At 69.8% G+C, this 18809-nt stretch carries 22 protein-coding genes and 4 tRNA genes; 19 read left to right on the top strand and 7 right to left on the bottom strand.

Annotation, left to right across the window (positions count from 1 at the left end; translation table 11 throughout):
* Positions 1-48 precede the first annotated feature (48 nt).
* The gene (locus tag IEY79_RS13645) at positions 49-318 is read left to right on the top strand and encodes a GlsB/YeaQ/YmgE family stress response membrane protein (protein ID WP_189107687.1); all 270 of its coding nucleotides are present in this window, start codon (positions 49-51) and stop codon (positions 316-318) included.
* Between the two features lie 6 nt (positions 319-324).
* On the opposite strand, the gene IEY79_RS13640 is transcribed toward IEY79_RS13645, so the two are convergent.
* Positions 325-984: an alpha-ketoglutarate-dependent dioxygenase AlkB family protein gene (locus IEY79_RS13640; RefSeq protein WP_189107686.1), complete on the bottom strand. Its 660-nt coding sequence runs from the start codon at positions 982-984 to the stop codon at positions 325-327.
* 126 nt (positions 985-1110) lie between these two features.
* Entirely contained in the window at positions 1111-1599 is a 489-nt protein-coding gene (locus tag IEY79_RS13635) for a YajQ family cyclic di-GMP-binding protein (RefSeq protein ID WP_189107685.1), read from the bottom strand.
* A 226-nt stretch (positions 1600-1825) separates the two neighbouring features.
* Between IEY79_RS13635 and IEY79_RS13630 the strand changes: the two genes are divergently transcribed.
* Positions 1826-1907: transfer RNA gene (locus IEY79_RS13630), tRNA-Tyr, on the top strand.
* Positions 1908-1966: 59 nt separating this feature from the next.
* On the opposite strand, the gene IEY79_RS13625 is transcribed toward IEY79_RS13630, so the two are convergent.
* Both IEY79_RS13625 and IEY79_RS13620 read right to left on the bottom strand, forming a co-directional pair.
* Positions 1967-2626: an SDR family oxidoreductase gene (locus IEY79_RS13625; RefSeq protein ID WP_189107684.1), complete on the bottom strand. Its 660-nt coding sequence runs from the start codon at positions 2624-2626 to the stop codon at positions 1967-1969.
* A gap of 133 nt (positions 2627-2759) precedes the next feature.
* Entirely contained in the window at positions 2760-4004 is a 1245-nt protein-coding gene (locus IEY79_RS13620; protein ID WP_189107683.1) for an amidohydrolase family protein, read from the bottom strand.
* A gap of 340 nt (positions 4005-4344) precedes the next feature.
* On the opposite strand from IEY79_RS13620, the gene IEY79_RS13615 reads away from it, so the two are divergent.
* The 8 genes from IEY79_RS13615 to IEY79_RS13580 all read left to right on the top strand — a co-directional run bounded on the left by IEY79_RS13615 (position 4345) and on the right by IEY79_RS13580 (position 9283).
* A tRNA-Thr gene (locus IEY79_RS13615) sits at positions 4345-4417 on the top strand.
* Between the two features lie 47 nt (positions 4418-4464).
* Positions 4465-4537 (top strand) — tRNA-Met (locus tag IEY79_RS13610).
* 89 nt (positions 4538-4626) lie between these two features.
* On the top strand, positions 4627-4791 hold the full coding sequence (gene rpmG, locus IEY79_RS13605) for a 50S ribosomal protein L33 (protein ID WP_003956487.1): 165 nt from the start codon (positions 4627-4629) through the stop codon (positions 4789-4791).
* 130 nt (positions 4792-4921) lie between these two features.
* Positions 4922-5374, top strand: a complete 453-nt coding sequence (locus IEY79_RS13600) for a MaoC family dehydratase N-terminal domain-containing protein (protein ID WP_189107682.1) — start codon at positions 4922-4924, stop codon at positions 5372-5374.
* 5 nt (positions 5375-5379) lie between these two features.
* The gene (locus IEY79_RS13595) at positions 5380-5808 is read left to right on the top strand and encodes a MaoC family dehydratase (RefSeq protein WP_189107681.1); all 429 of its coding nucleotides are present in this window, start codon (positions 5380-5382) and stop codon (positions 5806-5808) included.
* Positions 5809-5933: 125 nt separating this feature from the next.
* A complete protein-coding gene (locus tag IEY79_RS13590) occupies positions 5934-6518 on the top strand; it encodes a TetR/AcrR family transcriptional regulator (protein ID WP_189107680.1) in 585 nt (194 codons plus the stop codon).
* A gap of 134 nt (positions 6519-6652) precedes the next feature.
* Complete coding sequence (locus IEY79_RS13585) at positions 6653-8104, top strand: MFS transporter (protein ID WP_189107679.1); 1452 nt, start codon at positions 6653-6655, stop codon at positions 8102-8104.
* Between the two features lie 123 nt (positions 8105-8227).
* Positions 8228-9283, top strand: coding sequence for a UDP-N-acetylmuramate dehydrogenase (locus IEY79_RS13580; protein ID WP_189107678.1), 1056 nt, complete (start codon positions 8228-8230; stop codon positions 9281-9283).
* A gap of 22 nt (positions 9284-9305) precedes the next feature.
* Here IEY79_RS13580 and IEY79_RS13575 read toward each other — a convergent pair whose 3' ends face one another.
* Positions 9306-9941 (bottom strand): NAD(P)-dependent oxidoreductase, encoded by a 636-nt coding sequence (locus IEY79_RS13575; protein ID WP_189107677.1) that lies wholly within the window; start codon positions 9939-9941, stop codon positions 9306-9308.
* Positions 9942-10076: 135 nt separating this feature from the next.
* Here IEY79_RS13575 and IEY79_RS13570 point away from each other — a divergent pair, with 135 nt between their 5' ends.
* Positions 10077-10679 carry a TetR/AcrR family transcriptional regulator gene (locus tag IEY79_RS13570; protein WP_189107676.1) on the top strand — a complete coding sequence of 201 codons (603 nt, stop codon included), beginning with the start codon at positions 10077-10079 and terminating at the stop codon, positions 10677-10679.
* Positions 10680-10727: 48 nt separating this feature from the next.
* Here IEY79_RS13570 and IEY79_RS13565 read toward each other — a convergent pair whose 3' ends face one another.
* Entirely contained in the window at positions 10728-11777 is a 1050-nt protein-coding gene (locus tag IEY79_RS13565) for an adenosine deaminase (RefSeq protein ID WP_189107675.1), read from the bottom strand.
* A gap of 126 nt (positions 11778-11903) precedes the next feature.
* Complete coding sequence (locus IEY79_RS13560; protein ID WP_189107674.1) at positions 11904-13130, bottom strand: pyridoxal phosphate-dependent aminotransferase; 1227 nt, start codon at positions 13128-13130, stop codon at positions 11904-11906.
* Between the two features lie 226 nt (positions 13131-13356).
* On the opposite strand from IEY79_RS13560, the gene IEY79_RS13555 reads away from it, so the two are divergent.
* The 8 genes from IEY79_RS13555 to rplL all read left to right on the top strand — a co-directional run bounded on the left by IEY79_RS13555 (position 13357) and on the right by rplL (position 18734).
* A tRNA-Trp gene (locus tag IEY79_RS13555) sits at positions 13357-13429 on the top strand.
* 108 nt (positions 13430-13537) lie between these two features.
* Positions 13538-13828: a preprotein translocase subunit SecE gene (secE, locus tag IEY79_RS13550; protein ID WP_189107673.1), complete on the top strand. Its 291-nt coding sequence runs from the start codon at positions 13538-13540 to the stop codon at positions 13826-13828.
* 80 nt (positions 13829-13908) lie between these two features.
* A complete protein-coding gene (gene nusG / locus IEY79_RS13545; protein ID WP_189107672.1) occupies positions 13909-14844 on the top strand; it encodes a transcription termination/antitermination protein NusG in 936 nt (311 codons plus the stop codon).
* Positions 14845-15044: 200 nt separating this feature from the next.
* On the top strand, positions 15045-15479 hold the full coding sequence (rplK, locus tag IEY79_RS13540; protein WP_078075574.1) for a 50S ribosomal protein L11: 435 nt from the start codon (positions 15045-15047) through the stop codon (positions 15477-15479).
* Positions 15480-15576: 97 nt separating this feature from the next.
* On the top strand, positions 15577-16299 hold the full coding sequence (gene rplA / locus IEY79_RS13535) for a 50S ribosomal protein L1 (RefSeq protein WP_189107671.1): 723 nt from the start codon (positions 15577-15579) through the stop codon (positions 16297-16299).
* A gap of 142 nt (positions 16300-16441) precedes the next feature.
* Positions 16442-17392: an SCO4651 family lipoprotein gene (locus IEY79_RS13530; RefSeq protein ID WP_189107670.1), complete on the top strand. Its 951-nt coding sequence runs from the start codon at positions 16442-16444 to the stop codon at positions 17390-17392.
* A gap of 316 nt (positions 17393-17708) precedes the next feature.
* Complete coding sequence (rplJ, locus tag IEY79_RS13525) at positions 17709-18266, top strand: 50S ribosomal protein L10 (protein WP_189107669.1); 558 nt, start codon at positions 17709-17711, stop codon at positions 18264-18266.
* Positions 18267-18350: 84 nt separating this feature from the next.
* Entirely contained in the window at positions 18351-18734 is a 384-nt protein-coding gene (gene rplL / locus IEY79_RS13520) for a 50S ribosomal protein L7/L12 (protein ID WP_189107668.1), read from the top strand.
* The last annotated feature ends 75 nt before the right edge of the window (positions 18735-18809 follow it).

The following is an 18809-nucleotide window of genomic DNA, read 5'->3' as shown; positions in this document are numbered from 1 at the left end:
CTCCGGGCGTCTTTCCGCAGAACACAGCACGAAAGGCAGGTTCACGGCATGACCATCATCGGCTGGCTCGTCCTCGGACTCCTCGCCGGAGCCGTCGCCAAGATCCTGCTGCCCGGCCGGGACCCGGGCGGCCTGATCGGCACCACCCTCATCGGTATCGTCGGCGCCTTCATCGGTGGCTGGATATCGTCCCGCTGGCTGGACCGCCCGATCGACACCGACTTCTACGACGGGGCCACCTGGGCGGCGGCGATCGGCGGCTCACTGGTACTGCTGATCATCTACCGCCTTCTCTTCGGCCACTCCCGCTCCCGCTGAGGCCCCTCAGCCGCCGAGCCCGGTCTCGCGGAGCGTGATGTTCAGCCGCCCGGCGCGCATCCCGCTCGCCGGATCGGCGGTTCCTGGAAACACCTTGGGCACACCGTGGAACGCGAGCCGGGACGGCCCGCCGAAGACGAAAAGATCGCCGGACGCCAGCTCGACGTCCGTATAAGGGCGTGTCCGCGTCCGTGTGTTGCCGAACCGGAAGACACAGCTGTCACCGATGCTCAGCGACACCACGGGCGCGCGGGACTTCTCGTCCTTGTCCTGGTGCATGCCCATCCTGGCGTCGCCCTCGTAGAAGTTGACCAGCGCGGTGTCGGGCGCGTACCCGTCCCCGGCCCCCGCCCCGTACGCCTCATCGACCGCCGCCCGCCCCAACTCCCCGAGCCACTCCGGAAACGGGGCGACCCGCGCGCCGTTCACGTCCCCGGCGGTACGGGTGTAGCGGTACGGCTGCCAGTGCCATCCCAGACAGACGGTCCGCACGGACATCACACCCCCGTTGGGCAGACTGGTGCGCCGCATGGGCACGGGCCCCCGGGCCCACTCCCGACACGCCTCCACCAACTCCCGCTGCCGCGCCCGGCCCAGCCACCCGGGCACATGCACGGCCCCTTCCCCGAGAACAGCCCGCTCCCGCGGAAACAACGCGTCACTCATCCGAACCGCCTCCTTTGGAGGAGAACGCAACGAGGGCCGCGGCCGGGAAAGTCCCCGGCCGGCCGCCCTCGTTGTGCCGTGCCTGTGCCGAACCGGCGACACCCGCGCGCCCGGCGGGCCCGTCGCTCAGCGGTAGTTGACGTACTGCAGCGCGAAGTCGAAGTCCTGCCCCTTCAACAGCGCCTGTACGGCCTGAAGATCGTCCCGGCTCTTCGAGCTGACCCGCAGCTCGTCGCCCTGCACGAGCGCCTTGACGCCCTTGGGGCCCTCATCGCGGATGATCTTGGCGACCTTCTTCGCGTTCTCCTGGGAGATGCCCTCCTCGATCGACGCGAAGATCTTGTAGTCCTTGCCGGACTGCTGCGGCTCGCCCGTGTCCAGCGCCTTCAGCGAGATGCCCCGCTTGATCAGCTTGGACTGGAAGACGTCGAGGATCGCGTTGACCCGCTCCTCGCTGTTGGCCTGCATGACGATCTTCTCGCCGGACCAGGCGATCGAGGCTCCGACGTTCTTGAAGTCGTACCGCTGGGAGACCTCCTTCGCGGTCTGGTTGAGGGCGTTGTCGACCTCCTGCCGCTCGACCTTCGAGACGATGTCGAAACTGGAGTCGGCCATGTCCTGTGGCTCCTTGAATCGGGTGCTGGAAAGAGTGCCGCGACCCATGCCGCGACCGATGCCGAAAGTACGGCCGGGCCCCCGGCCCGCTCCGGCAAAGCCTAGTCATCCCGGCCCGCTCCCCGCCTGATCAATCCGGTGGCGGAGCACCCCCGGGCATCGGGTATCGTTTACGTCGTTGCCACGGAGCAGCGCTCACAGCGCCGATCCCGCGACAACATCCCATGGCGGTGTGCCCGAGTGGCCAATGGGAGCGGACTGTAAATCCGCCGGCTTAGCCTTCCCAGGTTCGAATCCTGGCGCCGCCACACGGAAATGATGGCCCCTGGACCGCGGAGACGCGGACCAGGGGCCATCGTCGTCACCGTCAGGCGGACGACGCCGCGTTCTTCACCGCCTCCGCGACCGGCACCGTCCCGCTGATCAGCTCCAGCGTCAGGCCCGCCGTCGCCGACGACTGCACCAACTCCAGCAGCGTCGCGGCCACATCGTCCCGGGGCACCGGGCCACGGCCCGTTGACGTCGCGAGGTTCACGAGGCCCGTGCCCGCGTCGTTCGTGAGCATTCCGGGGCGCAGGACGGTCGTGTCGAGCCCCTCCTTGGCCAGGACGTACGCGTCCGCCGCGCCCTTGGCACGCAGGTAGTGGTCGAAGACGTCGTCGCCCTGGTGGTCCGGGTCGGCGCCCATGGACGAGACGATCACGTAGCGCCGTACGCCCGCCCGTTCCGCCGCGTCCGCGAACAGGACCGCGGCGCCCCGGTCGACGGTGTCCTTGCGTTCCGTGGTGCTGCCCGCTCCGGCTCCGGCGGCGAAGACCGCCGCGTCCGCGCCCTCCAGGACCGCGGCGGCCTCGTCCACCGAGGCCGACTCCAGGTCGAGCACGACGGCTTCGGCCCCCGCCTCCCGCAGGTCCTCCGCCTGTTCGGGTTTGCGGATGATGCCCGCGACCTCGTGTTCGCGCGCGGCGAGCAGCCGCTCCAGCCGCAGCGCGATCTGACCGTGTCCTCCGGCGATGACAATTCGCATGCTCACGACCGTACGTCCGACGGGCCGTCACCGCTCACGCGGCACCTCCGTTGGAGGAGCGATCCCCGGCGGCCGCACAGGGAGGCAGGCACACGGGCGGGAGGCTTACGGCGTCCGCCGCACGGCCGACAGCTCACGGCCGGGTCTCCGGCCGCCCCTGCCGTCCCTGCCGCGGCAGGTCCAGCGACACAGCGACCGACGAGTCGCAGTACTCCCGTACGGCGTTCGTCCGGGCCACCACCCGGCCCCGGTGAATGACGACCCTGCTGTACGCCAGCGACAGCACCCCCTCCAGCCGGTCCCCGCGCACCGCGAGCAACTCGGCCGGAAAGCCCGCCTCCACCCGTACCTCCGGCAGCCGCATCGCCTCACGCGCGGCCGTGCTCACCGTCTCGTACGCCTCCGCGGCGCGCAGCCCTCCTTGGGAGGCCAGCAGATACGCCGCCTCCAACGGGTCCCCCCGTCCCACCGGGTTCGCCACGTCCCGTACGGCCCCGCTGCCCGCCGCCACCCGTACCCCGGCGGCCCGCAGCACCCGTACGGGCGCCACACCCCGCTGGTCGACACCGCCGCAGCCGCCCTGGGGCAGACAGACGACCGTCACACCCGCCGCCGCCAGCTGGTCGGCCGCCCGGCCCGTCGCGTCCGACGGCAGCCGGGACAGCCCCGCGCAGGGCCCGATCGTGACGCCGGGCCGCAGCCCGCCCACCATCGCCGCGAGGCGCGCGAGGCGGGCCGGGTCGCCGCCGTCCGTATGGAGGTCGACCGGACAGCCGTGCTCGGCGGCCACGGTCAGCACCGATTCCACGTATCCGGCCGGATCGGGGTCGAGGTCCGGGCAGCCGCCCACCACACCCGCGCCCATCTTGACCGCGTCCCGCAGCATCGCCAGCCCGTCGGCGCCCGCGACCCCGGTCAGCAGGCGCGGTACGGCGACGACTGTCAGATCCCCGAGCCCGCGCAGCGAACGCCGCGCCTGGAGCACCGCCTCCATGGGCGCCAACTCCTGCGCGTCACCGATCCGCACATGCGTCCGCAGCGTCGTCGCCCCGTGCCCGACCTGGAGCAGGGCGGCCTCGGTCGCACGGCGCTGGATGTCCTCGGGGTCGTACGAGACGGGCCCGCCGGACGTGACGGCGCTCAGCGCGGTGTCGCTGTGCGCGTGCGGCTCGGCGGGGGCGGGCAGGAGCAGATGCCCGTCGAGGTCCAGGGTGGCGCCGAGCGCGGGGAGACTGCCGGCGGTGCCGACGGCTTCGATACGGCCGCCGCTCAGCCGTACGTCGACGGCCCGGCCGTCGATGAGGCGGGCCCCGCGCAGCAGCAGCGCGGTGGCGTTGGCCGTGACGCCGTCTGACGGCTGCGGCTGGCTGTCGGGCATCGTGCTCCTGGTGGGCTCCTGGGTGGGGATGTGAGGCTCTGGCGTGCAAGATCACGCAGCGTGCGTCGAGCCTAGAGGCGCCCCGCGTGGGCTTCGAGGAGGAAGGAAATAGTCATACCGGCGTGGCTCTTCCCGGCGTCCGGAACGCCGTCCCACGCCCGCCCGTCGCCGTCCCGCCGCCCTCCCGACGCACCCGTGGCATCTCGCCCGGGAGAGACCCCGGGCGAGACCTCCAGAAGGACGGCGAGAAGGACCCCGAGACGGAAGGGACAGGTGGGACGAGAGGCCGGGAAACGGATTTGGGCGAACGGCGACGGACCGTGTAATGTCTTCATCGCTCGCCCCAATAGCTCAGTCGGTAGAGCGTCTCCATGGTAAGGAGAAGGTCTACGGTTCGATTCCGTATTGGGGCTCTGGTGCTCGGTCCTCCTCGCCTCCGGGCGAGGGGATCCGACATCACAGCGGTGTAGCTCAGTCGGTAGAGCAAGCGGCTCATAATCGCTGTGTCACCGGTTCAAGTCCGGTCACCGCTACACACGGTAGCCGATGGTGGGGGCGATCCTTCGATCGGCTACTCTTTTATGCGTTAACCCGTCAATCTGTCCGTCCAAGGAGCACTCACGTGGCTGCCACCGACGTCCGCCCGAAGATCACGCTGGCCTGCGTGGAGTGCAAGGAGCGGAACTACATCACCAAGAAGAACCGGCGCAACAACCCGGACCGTCTTGAGATGAAGAAGCACTGCCCTCGTTGCAACTCGCACACGGCTCACCGCGAAACGCGCTGAACCAGGCTCGTACCCGAGGCCGTCCCCTTAACCGGGGGGCGGCCTCGTGTCGTTTGCCGCGCCCGATCCATAGTTGGGCACCATTCATCAGGGCAGTCTCAGGGCAGTCACATCAGGAGGGAACGAGTCCATGGCGCTCGACCAGTCCTTCGTCGGGCGGACGTATCCGCCGACCGAGCCGTACGAGGTCGGCCGGGAGAAGATCCGCGAGTTCGCAGAGGCGGTGGGCGACACCAATCCGGCGTACGTCGATCCGGACGCGGCAAAGGCGTTCGGTCATCTCGACGTGATCGCCCCGCCGACCTTCGTCTTCTCGATCAGCTTCAAGGCCGCGCGGGAGGTCATCGCCGATCCGCAGCTGGGCCTCGACTACAGCCGGGTCGTGCACGGCGACCAGAAGTTCGTCTACACCCGTCCCGTACGGGCGGGCGACCGGCTGACGGTCACCTCCACCATCGAGGGGATCAAGTCCATGGCGGGGAACGACATCCTCGACGTCCGTGGCGAGGTGCACGACGAGGCGGGAGCGCATGTCGTGACCGCGTGGACCAAGCTGGTGGCGCGCGCCGCCGAGGGGGAGTGACGCCGGTGGCCACGCGGATCGCCTACGACAACGTCGAGATCGGTACGGAACTGCCGGCCGGGACCTTCCCGGTGACGCGCGAGACCCTGGTGCGCTACGCGGGCGCCTCGGGGGACTTCAACCCGATCCACTGGAACGAGAAGTTCGCGCGGGAGGTCGGGCTGCCGGACGTCATCGCGCACGGCATGTTCACGATGGCCGAGGCCGTCCGGGTGGTGACCGACTGGGTCGGGGACCCGGGAGCGGTGGTCGAATACGGCGTCCGCTTCACCAAACCCGTGGTCGTGCCCAACGACGACAAGGGCGCGGTCATCGAGGTGACCGCCAAGATCGGCGCCAAGCTCGACGACAACCGCGTACGCGTGGACCTGACGGCGACCAGCGAGGGCAAGAAGGTGCTGGGCATGTCCCGCGCCGTCGTCCAACTCGCCTGAGGACGGCCTGTCTTACGGCCGGGGGCCGGACGATCCGCAGCCGCGGCCCGTCCGGCCCCCGGCCCGGAATCGGCGGCCGGTCCCACGGCTTGACAAGTAAGTTATCAATCAATAACTTACTCCTCATGGTCAGGATGAGCGCAGAAGAGCGGCGCGAGAGCGTCATCCGCGCGGCGATCACCGAATTCGCCCGTACCGGATACCACGGCACCTCCACCGAGGCGATCGCCCGTCGGGTGGGCGTCTCGCAGCCGTACCTCTTCCGGCTCTTCGCGAACAAGCAGGCCATCTTCCTCGCGGCGTCCGAGCGTTGTCTCTTCGACGTCCGGCGCATCTTCGAGGACGCGGCGGAGGGGCTGGACCCCGAGGCGGCCGTCCACGCCATGGCCGTCGCCTACCAGCGGCTCATCTCGGAAGACCCGGACAAGCTGATGATGCAGATGCAGACGTACGTCGCGGTCGCCGCGGCCGAGTCGGCGGGGGACCACGAGTTCGGCCGCTCCGTACGGGCCGGGTGGGAAGCGCTCTGGGACTCCGTGCACCTGACGCTCGGCGCGGACCCGAACGAGACCACGATGTTCCTGGCGTACGGAATGCTGGTCAACACCCTGGTGGCGATGGGGTTTCAGGGTGACCATCGCGTCTGGACCGGCTTCTACGACTCCGCGCGGCCGGTCGGCGGCCCACCCGCCGGCCCGGCCACCCGATGATCGGCCCGGCGAACGCTACGACCGCCCCGACGGGCGGGCCGTCCGGCAACTGAGACCGAGCACGCGGTGACACCGCGCGCCTCTTCATGGGCATGAAAGTTAGTCATCAATAACTAACCAAATTGGGGAGAACGATGAACCAGCCAGCAGCCCGCGGCGGCACGAACGCCACCTGGGCCCTCGTCATCACCGGCGCCGCGGGCTTCATGGCGGCCCTCGACAACCTCGTCGTCACCACCGCCCTGCCCTCCATCCGCGAGGACCTCGGCGGCAAACTCGCCGACCTGGAGTGGACGGTCAACGCCTACACACTCACCTTCGCGGTGCTGCTCATGTTCGGCGCGGCCCTCGGCGACCGGTTCGGCCGCCGCAGGCTCTTCGTCGGCGGCCTCTCGATCTTCACCGCCGCGTCCGCCGCCGCGGCCCTCGCGCCCGGCATCAACAGCCTGATCGCCGCCCGCGCCGTCCAGGGAGTCGGCGCGGCGATCATGATGCCGCTGGCACTCACCCTGCTCACCGCGGCGGTCCCGGCCGCCAGGCGCGGCGCCGCCCTCGGCATCTTCAGCGCCGTCACCGGCATCGCCGTGGCCGCGGGCCCGCTCGTCGGCGGAAGCCTCACCGAGCACATCTCCTGGGAGTGGATCTTCTGGCTGAACGTCCCGGTCGGCCTCCTGCTGCTGCCGCTCGCCAGGACGCGGCTCAAGGAGTCGTACGCCCCGAACGCCCGTATCGACATCCCCGGCACCCTGCTCATCAGCGGCGGCCTCTTCGGCATCGTCTACGCCCTGGTCACCGCCAACACCGAGGGCTGGACCAGCCCGCTCGTCCTCACCGGGCTGATCGCCGGCACGGGCCTGATCGGCGGCTTCGTGCACCACGGCTTCCGCCGGCCCGACTCGATGCTGCCCATGCGGCTGTTCAAGAACCGCACCTTCGCCGGGATCAACGCCGCGAGCCTGCTGATGTTCCTGGGCATGTTCGGCTCGATCTTCCTGCTCAGCCAGTTCCTCCAGGGCGTCGCCGGATACTCGCCCACCGAGGCCGGTCTGCGGATGCTGCCCTGGACCGCGATGCCGCTGATCGTCGCGCCGCTCGCCGGCATCCTCTCCGACCGGATCGGCGGCCGGCCCGTCGTCACCACGGGCCTCGCCCTCCAGGCGGTCGGCCTCGCCCTGTTCGCGATGGCCGTCGAGCCCGGTGTGTCGTACGCGGCGCAGCTGCCCGGTCTGATCATCAGCGGGATCGGGATGGCGATGTACTTCGCCCCCGCCGCCAGCCTGGTCATGTCCAGCGTCCGGCCCGAGGAGCAGGGGATCGCGTCCGGCGCCAACAACGCGCTGCGCGAGGTCGGCGGAGCCCTCGGGGTCGCGGTCCTCGGGGCGGTGTTCTCCGCGCAGGGCGGCTACGAGACGCCGCAGATCTTCGTCGACGGCACCGTCCCGGCCCTGTGGATCGGCTCGGCGGTCGTGGGAGTCGCGGCCCTGACGGCGCTGGCCATACCGGGCCGCCGGGCGCGGGCGAAGACCGCGGTGGTGCGGGAGTCGCGGGTGGAGGCGGAAGGGAAGCGCGAGACGGCGGGCGTCTGACGGCCCCCGGCGCGGCACGCGGCACGGTCACGGTCCGGCACGCGGCACGGTCACGGTCCGGCACGCGCGGCACGGTCCGGTCCGGAGACGAATCGTCTCCGGACCGGACCGTAGTCTTGTCCCGTGCAGGAACTCCAGGACGCCCCCCTCGCCCCGCTCACCACCTTCCGCCTCGGCGGCCCGGCCACCCGGCTGATCACCGCGACCACCGACGCCGAGGTGGTCACGGCCGTGCGCGAGGCCGACGACGCCGGCACTCCGCTGCTGATCATCGGCGGCGGCAGCAATCTGGTCATCGGCGACAAGGGGTTCGAGGGCACCGCCCTGCGGATCGCGACCCGCGGCTTCGACCTCACGGGCACGGCGCTGGAACTGGCCGCCGGAGAGACCTGGACCGATGCCGTCTCCCGTACGGTCGAGGCGGGTCTGGCGGGCATCGAGTGCCTGGCCGGCGTCCCCGGCTCGGCCGGCGCCACACCGATCCAGAACGTCGGCGCGTACGGCCAGGAGGTGTCCAGCACCATCACCGAGGTCGTCGCCTACGACCGCGCCACCCGCGAGATCCTCACCCTCGCCAACTCCGAGTGCGACTTCTCGTACCGTCACAGCCGCTTCAAGGAGCACCCCGAGCGCTACGTCGTGCTGCGGGTCCGGTTCGCGCTGGAGGACGCGGGCGGGCTCTCGGCCCCGCTCAAGTACGCCGAGACGGCCCGCGCGCTCGGTGTCGAACCCGGCGACCGTGTCCCCGTGGACGACGCCCGCCGCACGGTGCTCGGACTGCGCGCGGGCAAGGGCATGGTGCTCGACCCGGCGGACCACGACACCTGGTCGGCCGGCTCCTTCTTCACCAACCCGATCCTCGACGACACGGCGTACGCGGCCTTCCTCGCCCGCGCGGCGCAGCGGCTGGGCCCGGACGTCACCCCGCCGGCGTACCCGGCGGGGGAGGGCCGCACGAAGACCTCGGCCGCGTGGCTGATCGACCGCGCGGGCTTCACCAAGGGGTACGGCGCCGGCCCGGCCCGCATCTCCACCAAGCACACGCTGGCCCTGACCAACCGGGGGAACGCCACCACCGAGGATCTGCTCGCGCTCGCGCGCGAGGTCGTCGCCGGAGTGCGCGAGGCGTTCGGGATCACGCTGGTCAACGAGCCGGTGACGGTCGGCGTCAGCCTCTGAGCCCCGGCCCCGGCCGGGCCCCTCAGTACGCGACCCCCACCGGCTGCCTCACCGTCGCCGGGTCGTCGATCATCGCCAGCATCGCGTGGGCCAGGTCCGGGCGGCCTATCTTGTTGCCGCCGCGCGGGTTCGCGCCCACCACCGCGCGGTAGACGCCCGTCACCGGCTTGTCCAGGAGCTGCGGGGGCCGGACCGAGGTCCACTCGGTCGCGCTGCGGGTCAGTTCCTCCTCCATCCGGGCCAGGTCGACGTAGACGGGCTTGAGCACGACCCTGACCACGCCCATCGCCATCTTCCCCAGCAGCGGCTCGTCCCGAGGCACCTCGCCGACCGGGGCCGCGCTCACCACCAGCAGCCGTCGCACCCCCTCCGCGTCCATCGCCCGCAGGATCGAGCGGGTCACCGGCGCGGCGATCCCCGCGTCCTTGCGCCCGCGCGGACCGACGCCCGACAGCACCGCGTCGCGGCCCGCCACCGCCGCCCGCAGCGACTCCGGGTCGTCGAAGGAGGCCGCGGTGAACACGTCGAGCCGGTCCCCGGTCACGTCCAGCCGCGCCGGATCCCGCACCACCGCCGTGACCTGGTGGCCCGCCGCCAGTCCCTGCCGCACGATCTCCCGGCCGACGCCCCCGGTCGCCCCGAACACGGTGAGCTTCATCGCCCTCGCCTCTTCCGTTCTATGATGGGTGAGTTGATGGGTGAGTATTCACTCACCTCTATGGTGAGTATCCACCCACCCCCCCGTCAACCCTCGTCGACCCCGTCAAGCCACCTCACGGCGATCGGAGCACACATGAAGCCCGCGCGGGCCCGCATCCTGGACGCCGCCGCCGAGTTGATGGGCACCATCGGCCTGGCCCGCGCCACCACCAAGGAGATCGCCCGTGCCGCCGGGTGCTCGGAGGCCGCGCTCTACAAGTACTTCTCCGGCAAGGAGGAGCTCTTCCTGCGCGTCCTGGAGGAACGGCTGCCGCGCCTGGGTCCGCTGCTCTCCGAACTGGGGGAAGGGCCGTTCGGCGCGAACGCCCGTAACAGCGTTGAGGAGAATCTCACCGAAGTCGTCCGCCAGGCGGCCCTGTTCTACGAGGCGACCTTCCCGATCGGCGCCTCGCTCTTCGCCGAACCGGCCCTGCTGCGCAGGCACGCCGAGGGGATGCGCGCCCTCGGCGCCGGCCCCCGGTGGCCGCTGCGCGCGCTCGCCGGTTATCTGCGCGCCGAACGTGAGGCCGGCCGCGTACGGGCCGGTGCCGACGCCGACGCCGTGGCCTCACTGCTGCTCGGCGCGTGCCTGCAACGGGCTTTCCTCAAGGCGTTCCCGGACGGCGAACAGGTTTCCCCGCTCGACGAGTTCGTCCCCGCCCTGGTGCGGACGGTCCTGCCCGCGCTCAGCCCGTGACGGCGGCCCGTGACGGCGGCCCGCGACGGCCCCACCGGCCCGGTCTCCTCAGTCCTCCAGCCAGGCGTCGATCCCCGCCAGCAGCTTGTCGCGCGTCCCGGCCGGCGCCGCCGAGGCCCGCACCGACTGCCGCGCCAGCTCGGCCAGCTCGACGTCGGTGAACCCGTGGTGCCTGCGCACCAGTTCGTACTGCGCGGCGAGCCGCGAGCCGAAGAGCAGCGGGTCGTCCGCGCCGAGCGCCATCGGCACCCCGGCCTCGAACAGAGTGCGCAAGGGTACGTCGTCGGGCTTCTCGTAGACGCCCAGCGCCACGTTCGACGCCGGGCACACCTCACAGGTCACCCCGCGGTCGGCCAGCTTGCGCAGCAGCCGCGGGTCCTCGGCCGCCCGTACGCCGTGCCCGATCCGGCTCGCCCGCAGGTCGTCCAGGCAGTCCCGCACCGACGAGGGCCCGCTCAGCTCACCGCCGTGCGGCGCCGCGAGCAGCCCGCCCTCCCTGGCGATGGCGAAGGCCCGGTCGAAGTCCCGTGCCATGCCCCGGCGTTCGTCGTTCGACAGACCGAAGCCGACCACGCCCCGGTCCGCGTACCGCACGGCCAGCCGCGCCAGCGTGCGGGCGTCCAGGGGGTGCTTCATCCGGTTCGCCGCGACCACGACGCGTATGCCGAGCCCCGTGTCGCGGGACGCGGCGTCCACCGCGTCCAGGATGATCTCCAGCGCCGGGATCAGCCCGCCGAGCAGCGGGGCGTACGAGGTGGGGTCGACCTGGATCTCCAGCCACCCTGAGCCGTCCCGGACGTCCTCCTCGGCGGCCTCGCGGACCAGCCGCTGGATGTCCTCGGGGGTGCGCAGACAGGACCGGGCGATGTCGTAGAGCCGCTGGAAGCGGAACCAGCCCCGCTCGTCGGTCGCGCGCAGCTGGGGCGGCTCGCCGCCGGTGAGCGCGTCGGGGAGATGGACGCCGTACTTGGCGGCGAGCTCCAGCAGGGTCGTGGGCCGCATCGAGCCGGTGAAGTGCAGATGCAGATGGGCCTTGGGCAACAGACGGATGTCGCGGGTGGCGCGGTCGTCATGCGGGGGGCCGGAAACGTTCTCCATCCATGGATCTTGCCGTACTCACACGGAGTCCGGGAGTCCCTTTCCACCTTCGGGCCCTTGCCCGAACGAAAGAACGGGCCCCCGGACACCGCCGGGGACCCGTGTCTTCGTGCCGATCCGTGCTTCTCAGGCGCCGGCCTCGGCCAGCAGCTTCTGGAGCCGGGCCACACCCTCGACCAGGTCCTCGTCGCCCAGGGCGTACGACAGCCGGAGATATCCCGGCGTACCGAAGGCCTCACCCGGGACGACCGCGACCTCGGCCTCTTCGAGGATCAGGGTGGCGAGGTCGACGGAGCTCGCGGGGCGCCGGCCCCGGATCTCCTTGCCGAGCAGACCCTTCACCGAGGGGTACACGTAGAAGGCACCCTCGGGCTCCGGGCAGACCACGCCCTCGATCTCGTTGAGCATCCGGACGATGGTGCCCCGGCGCCGGTCGAAGGCGGTCCGCATCTCGTCCACCGCGTCGAGACTCCCGGTGAGGGCGGCGAGCGCGGCGGCCTGCGAGACGTTGGCCACGTTCGACGTCGCGTGCGACTGGAGGTTCGTCGCGGCCTTCACCACGTCCTTGGGGCCGACGACCCAGCCCACCCGCCAGCCGGTCATGGCGTACGTCTTGGCCACACCGTTGACGACGACGCACTTGTCGCGCAGCTCCGGCACCACCGCGGGCAGCGAGGTGAATTCGGCGTCGCCGTAGACGAGGTGCTCGTAGATCTCGTCCGTCATGACCCACAGGCCGTGCTCCACGGCCCAGCGGCCGATGGCCTCGGTGTCCTCGCGGCTGTAGACGGCGCCGGTCGGGTTGGACGGTGAGACGAAGAGCACGACCTTCGTACGCTCCGTGCGCGCCGCCTCCAACTGCTCGACGGAGACCCGGTAGCCGGTGGTCTCGTCGGCCACCACGTCCACCGGGACACCGCCGGCCAGCCGGATCGACTCGGGGTACGTCGTCCAGTACGGCGCCGGGACGATGACCTCGTCGCCCGGGTCGAGGATCGCGGCGAAGGCCTCGTAGATCGCCTGCTTGCCGCCGTTGGTCACCAGGACCTGGGCGGGGTCGATCTCGTAACCGGAGTCACGCAGCGTCTTCGCGACGATCGCGGCCTTGAGCTCGGGGAGCCCGCCGGCCGGGGTGTAGCGGTGGTACTTGGGGTTGTGGCAGGCCTCACTCGCGGCGTCGACGATGTAGTCGGGCGTCGGGAAGTCGGGCTCACCGGCCCCGAAGCCGATCACCGGCCGGCCGGCGGCCTTGAGGGCCTTGGCCTTGGCGTCGACGGCAAGGGTGGCGGACTCGGAGATTGCGCCGACTCGGGCGGAGACCCGGCGCTCGGTCGGAGGAATTGCAGCGCTCATGCGGGCCATGGTCCCAGAACTCCGGAGACCCGGGCGCAGGGGTTTCGCCGAATGGACAGCCCGCGGACGGGGAGCGGACAGGTTCGGACAAGAGCCGGTCCGGTGTTACCTGTTCGACGCCGGGCCCCCGAGCACGTACACTCACTGGTCGTTGGCCCTCACCCGCCGCCGCCGATCCGCACACACCGTGCTTCTGGTCGGATGCGGTAGGTTGGGGAAAACGCAAAGGGTCGTAGCTCAATTGGTAGAGCACTGGTCTCCAAAACCAGCGGTTGGGGGTTCAAGTCCCTCCGGCCCTGCTACACACTCCTTCGCCAGGATGTGTGCGCGTGTACGTACTTCAAAAGCACTGCCGTGCGGCTCCACCGGGCGCGGCACGGCCACGACCCGGAATCAGGTGAGAGAGCGTGACGGACGCCGTGGGCTCCATCGACAAGCCTGATGCTGACGATGACGAGACCTCCGAGTCGAACAAGAAGACCCGCAAGGGTGGCAAGCGCGGCAAGAAGGGCCCTCTGGGCCGTCTCGCGCTCTTCTACCGTCAGATCGTCGCGGAGCTGCGCAAGGTCGTCTGGCCGACTCGCAACCAGCTGACGACCTACACGACTGTTGTGATCGTCTTCGTCGTCGTCATGATCGGTCTGGTGACCGTGATGGACTACGGCTTCCAGAGAGTAGTCAAGTACGTCTTCGGCTAAAGCCGCGGAGGCGGAGGGCGCCCACAGGCGTCCCTTTCCGCATGTTCCACCCATCGTGAAGCCAGGAAGAAGCAGCCAACGTGTCTGACCCGAACCTGAACGACGCCAGCGAGGCGGTCGAGTCCCGCGAGGACGAGACCGACATCGTGGAGGCGGCGGACGCTGTCGAGCCAGACCAGGCCGAAGCCGCTGACGCCGAGGCCGGCGAGCCGGCCGAGGAGTCGGCGCTGCACGCCGAGGACGTCGAGGACGGGGACGCGGAGTCCGCTTCCGACGAGGACGCGGCGGCCGACGCCGCTGCTGACGCCGAGTCCGCCGAAGCCGACTCCGACGACGGTGCTGACGCCGATGCCGGTTCCGAGGACGGCGAGGAGACCGAGCTCGTCGAGGAGCCCGCCGTCGACCCCGTCGCCGCGCTCCGCGAGGAGCTGCGCGGGCTGCCCGGCGAGTGGTACGTCATCCACACGTACGCGGGCTACGAGAAGCGCGTGAAGGCCAACCTGGAACAGCGAGCCGTCTCGCTCAACGTCGAGGACTTCATCTACTCGGCCGAGGTGCCCGAGGAAGAGATCGTCCAGATCAAGAACGGCGAGCGCAAGAACGTCCGCCAGAACAAGCTCCCGGGCTACGTCCTGGTGCGGATGGACCTGACGAACGAGTCCTGGGGTGTCGTACGGAACACGCCGGGCGTCACCGGCTTCGTCGGCAACGCCTACGACCCGTACCCGCTGACGCTGGACGAGATCGTCAAGATGCTCGCCCCCGAGGCCGAGGAGAAGGCCGCGCGCGAGGCGGCCGAGGCCGAGGGCAAGCCGGCTCCGTCCCGCAAGGTCGAGGTCCAGGTGCTGGACTTCGAGGTCGGCGACTCGGTCACCGTCACCGACGGCCCGTTCGCGACGCTCCAGGCGACGATCAACGAGATCAACGCCGACTCGAAGAAGGTCAAGGGCCTCGTCGAGATCTTCGGCCGCGAGACTCCGGTCGAGCTGAGCTTCGACCAGATCCAGAAGAACTGACGCGCGGTTCGCGCGCTCCAAAGCCAGTTCCGACCAGGTCAGACAGGCTCTCGCGGGGGATTTCCACACCCGCGGGAGAGGGTCTGACCTGCTCGGTTTTTGGCCGTGCAGCTGTACCCGTTATCGTTGCGCGGTATGCCCGCATCCGGACGACCGGATGACCGGGCCGGAACACTCTCACTAGGACCCGGAGAGAGCACATGCCTCCCAAGAAGAAGAAGGTCACGGGGCTCATCAAGCTCCAGATCTCGGCCGGCGCGGCCAACCCGGCTCCGCCGGTCGGCCCCGCGCTGGGTCAGCACGGCGTCAACATCATGGAGTTCTGCAAGGCCTACAACGCCGCGACCGAGTCGCAGCGTGGCATGGTCGTGCCGGTGGAGATCACGGTCTACGAGGACCGCTCCTTCACCTTCATCACCAAGACTCCGCCGGCCGCCAAGCTGATCCTCAAGGCCGCGGGTGTGGACAAGGGCTCAGGCGAGCCGCACGTCAAGAAGGTCGCCAAGCTCACCCGTGCACAGGTCCGTGACATCGCCACGACCAAGATGCCCGACCTGAACGCCAACGACCTGGACGCCGCCGAGAAGATCATTTCCGGCACCGCCCGTTCGATGGGCATCACGGTCGAGGGCTGAGTCCCGCCCGGCGGGCCCTCTCGGGCGCGCCAAGTGGAAGGGCCATGCGCGGCCCGCACCACGAACTCCACACCTGAATGAACCACCAGGAGAAGAAGTGAAGCGCAGCAAGGCACTCCGCAGCGCGGACGCGAAGATCGACGCGGAGCGTACGTACCCTCCGCTCGAAGCCGTCCGTATCGCCAAGGACACCAACACCACCAAGTTCGACGGCACCGTCGAGGTCGCCATGCGTCTGGGCGTCGACCCGCGCAAGGCGGACCAGATGGTCCGTGGCACCGTGAACCTTCCGCACGGCACCGGCAAGACCGCCCGGGTCCTGGTCTTCGCGACCGGTGACCGTGCCGAGGCAGCGCGCGCCGCGGGCGCCGACATCGTCGGCTCCGACGAGCTGATCGAAGAGGTCCAGAAGGGCCGTCTCGACTTCGACGCCGTCGTCGCCACCCCGGACCTCATGGGCAAGGTCGGCCGCCTCGGCCGTGTGCTCGGCCCGCGTGGTCTGATGCCGAACCCGAAGACCGGGACCGTCACCCCCGATGTCACGAAGGCCGTGAACGACATCAAGGGCGGCAAGATCGAGTTCCGCGTCGACAAGCACTCGAACCTGCACTTCATCATCGGCAAGGTCTCCTTCGACGAGACGAAGCTGGTCGAGAACTACGCCGCGGCGCTGGAGGAGATCCTCCGTCTCAAGCCGTCCGCCGCGAAGGGCCGTTACATCAAGAAGGCGACCCTGGCGACGACGATGGGCCCCGGCATTCCGCTGGACGCCAACCGCACCCGTAACCTCCTCGTCGAGGAGGACCCGGCCTCCGTCTGATTGAGGGCGGCAGTCCGTCAGTTGTCTGTCAAGAGCCGGTCCCGGCACCTCTGTTGAGGCGCCGGGACCGGCTTTCGTATACGCGGACTGTCATATCCGTGCGATACCGTTCAACGAGGAACATCAGAAAAAGGGGTGGGGTATGACCATGTCGACATGGGGGCGCGTCGGCGTTTCGCTGACGGCGGTTGCTGTCGTGGCGGGTGTCGCGGGCTGCCAGAGCGGTGACTCGGACGCGGACACGAAGAAGAAGGCCGGGAGTTCGGCGGCCAAGGGCGAGCCGCAGTCGCGTTCCGCGGTGACGGACGTTCTGACGGCGGCGTACGAGAAGACGGCGGCGGCGAAGTCCGCCAAGGTCTCGATGACGATGTCGATGCCGGCCGCCGCGACGGGGGCCGAGGCGGGCGACATGGAGATGACCGGCGTCATGGGGTGGGACCCCATGGTGATGGACATGACCATGTCCGGCTCGATGCTCCAGGCCGAGCCCGACGCCCCGGACAAGATCCGGATGGTGTGGGTCAAGAACGCCATGTACATGGACATGGGCGCCGAGGCGGCCAAGGACATGGACGGCAAGCGCTGGATGAAGCTGGACCTGGCCGCGGCCGCAGAGGCCTCCGGCGACCCGGCGGCCGCCCAGGAGCTCACCGGCGGCATGGAGAACATGAACCAGGACCCGGCGCAGCAGCTCGCGCTGCTCCTGGACTCGCCGAACGTGAAGCACGTCGGCTCCGAGAAGATCGACGGGGTCGAGGCCCAGCACTACAAGGGCACGCTCACGGTCGCCGAGATGCTGGAGTCGAACGAGGGCCTCGACGTGCTCAGCGAGAAGGAGCGCAAGGACCTCCTCGACAACATCAAGAAGTCGGGAATCAAGGGTTACGACACCGAGGTCTGGGTCAACGAGGACGACTACCCGGTCAAGATGGATGTCGCGATGGACTCGCCGCAGGGCGAGATGAAGATCAGCGCGCACTACAGCGACTACGGGGCCAAGGCCTCCGTCCAGACGCCGCCGGCCGCCGACACCGTCGACCTGTTCAAGATGCTGGGCGACCTCGGCGCGGATGCCGAGGGTTCCGGGATCTGATCCCCGAAGTCCGGGATCCGATTTTCCAGATCCGGTCACCGGGGCGGGTTTACGGCCCCGGCGACCGGATTTGCCTGCGGGTAACCGCGTCACGTACTCTTCACATGAAGCCAAAGACCGCTGGTCGTCGCCGTGCTCTCGCAAGAGGGTGAGGCGACCGAAGGATCCGCCACAAGCGGACGACCCGCGTAGGTGATCGAGGAGAGTTCCCGGGTTCGTCCCGGTTGAGCTACGCCCCGTGCGCCTGCGCCGGGGCGTTTCGTCTTGTTCGGCCCCTTCTGAGCGGTCCTCATCACCCGGAAGGAGGCCGACGCTCATGGCAAGGCCCGACAAGGCTGCCGCGGTGGCCGAGCTGACGGAACAATTCCGCAGCTCGAGCGCCGCCGTGCTGACCGAGTACCGGGGTCTCACCGTGGCGCAGCTCAAGGAGCTGCGCCGTTCCCTCGGTGAGAACGCCCAGTACGCCGTGGTGAAGAACACGCTGACCAAGATCGCGGCCAACGAGGCCGGGATCAACACGCTGGACGACCTGTTCGCGGGTCCGACGGCGGTTGCCTTCGTCACCGGTGACCCGGTGGAGTCGGCGAAGGGTCTTCGTGACTTCGCCAAGGACAACCCGAATCTCGTCATCAAGGGCGGAGTCCTTGATGGCAAGGCGCTCAGCGCCGACGAGTTCAAGAAGCTCGCGGACCTCGAGTCCCGCGAGGTGCTGCTCGCCAAGGTGGCCGGTGGAATCAAGGCGTCGATGGCCAAGGCCGCGGCGACGTTCCAGGCCCCGCTGTCGGAGTTCGTCCGCACCGCGGACGCGCTTCGCGCCAAGGTCGAGCAGGGCGGTGCCGGTACGCCGGCTCCCGCCGAGGCCGACGCCGAGTAGTTCGGCGCCGCGTCGCAGCGGGCCCTCCGTACGCCCGCCGTCATATACATCCGGCACCTGCCGACATAGTGGAAGGACGCCATCATGGCGAAGCTGTCCCAGGACGAGCTGCTCGAGCAGTTCGAGACCCTGACCCTCATCGAGCTCTCCGACTTCGTGAAGGCCTTCGAGGCCAAGTTCGACGTCAAGGCCGCCGCCCCGGTCGCCGCTGCCGCCGCCGGTGGTGCCGCTGTCGCCGCCGAGGCCGAAGAGGTCCAGGACGAGTTCGACGTCATCCTCACGGGTGCCGGCGAGAAGAAGATCCAGGTCATCAAGGTCGTGCGTGAGCTCACCTCGCTGGGCCTCAAGGAGGCCAAGGACCTCGTCGACGGCGCGCCGAAGCCCGTCGTCGAGAAGGTCGCCAAGGAGGCCGCCGAGAAGGCTGCCGAGTCCCTCAAGGCCGCCGGCGCCTCCGTCGAGGTCAAGTGACCTCGTAGGACCCCGCTGATCACCCGCCCGACGGGAGCCGCGACGGCTCCCGCGGGTGGGGTGTGACAGCGACCG

This window comes from Streptomyces camponoticapitis (genome assembly GCF_014646115.1).
GTDB classification, from domain to species: domain Bacteria; phylum Actinomycetota; class Actinomycetes; order Streptomycetales; family Streptomycetaceae; genus Streptomyces; species Streptomyces camponoticapitis.
This window is presented reverse-complemented; position numbering and strand designations above follow the sequence as displayed.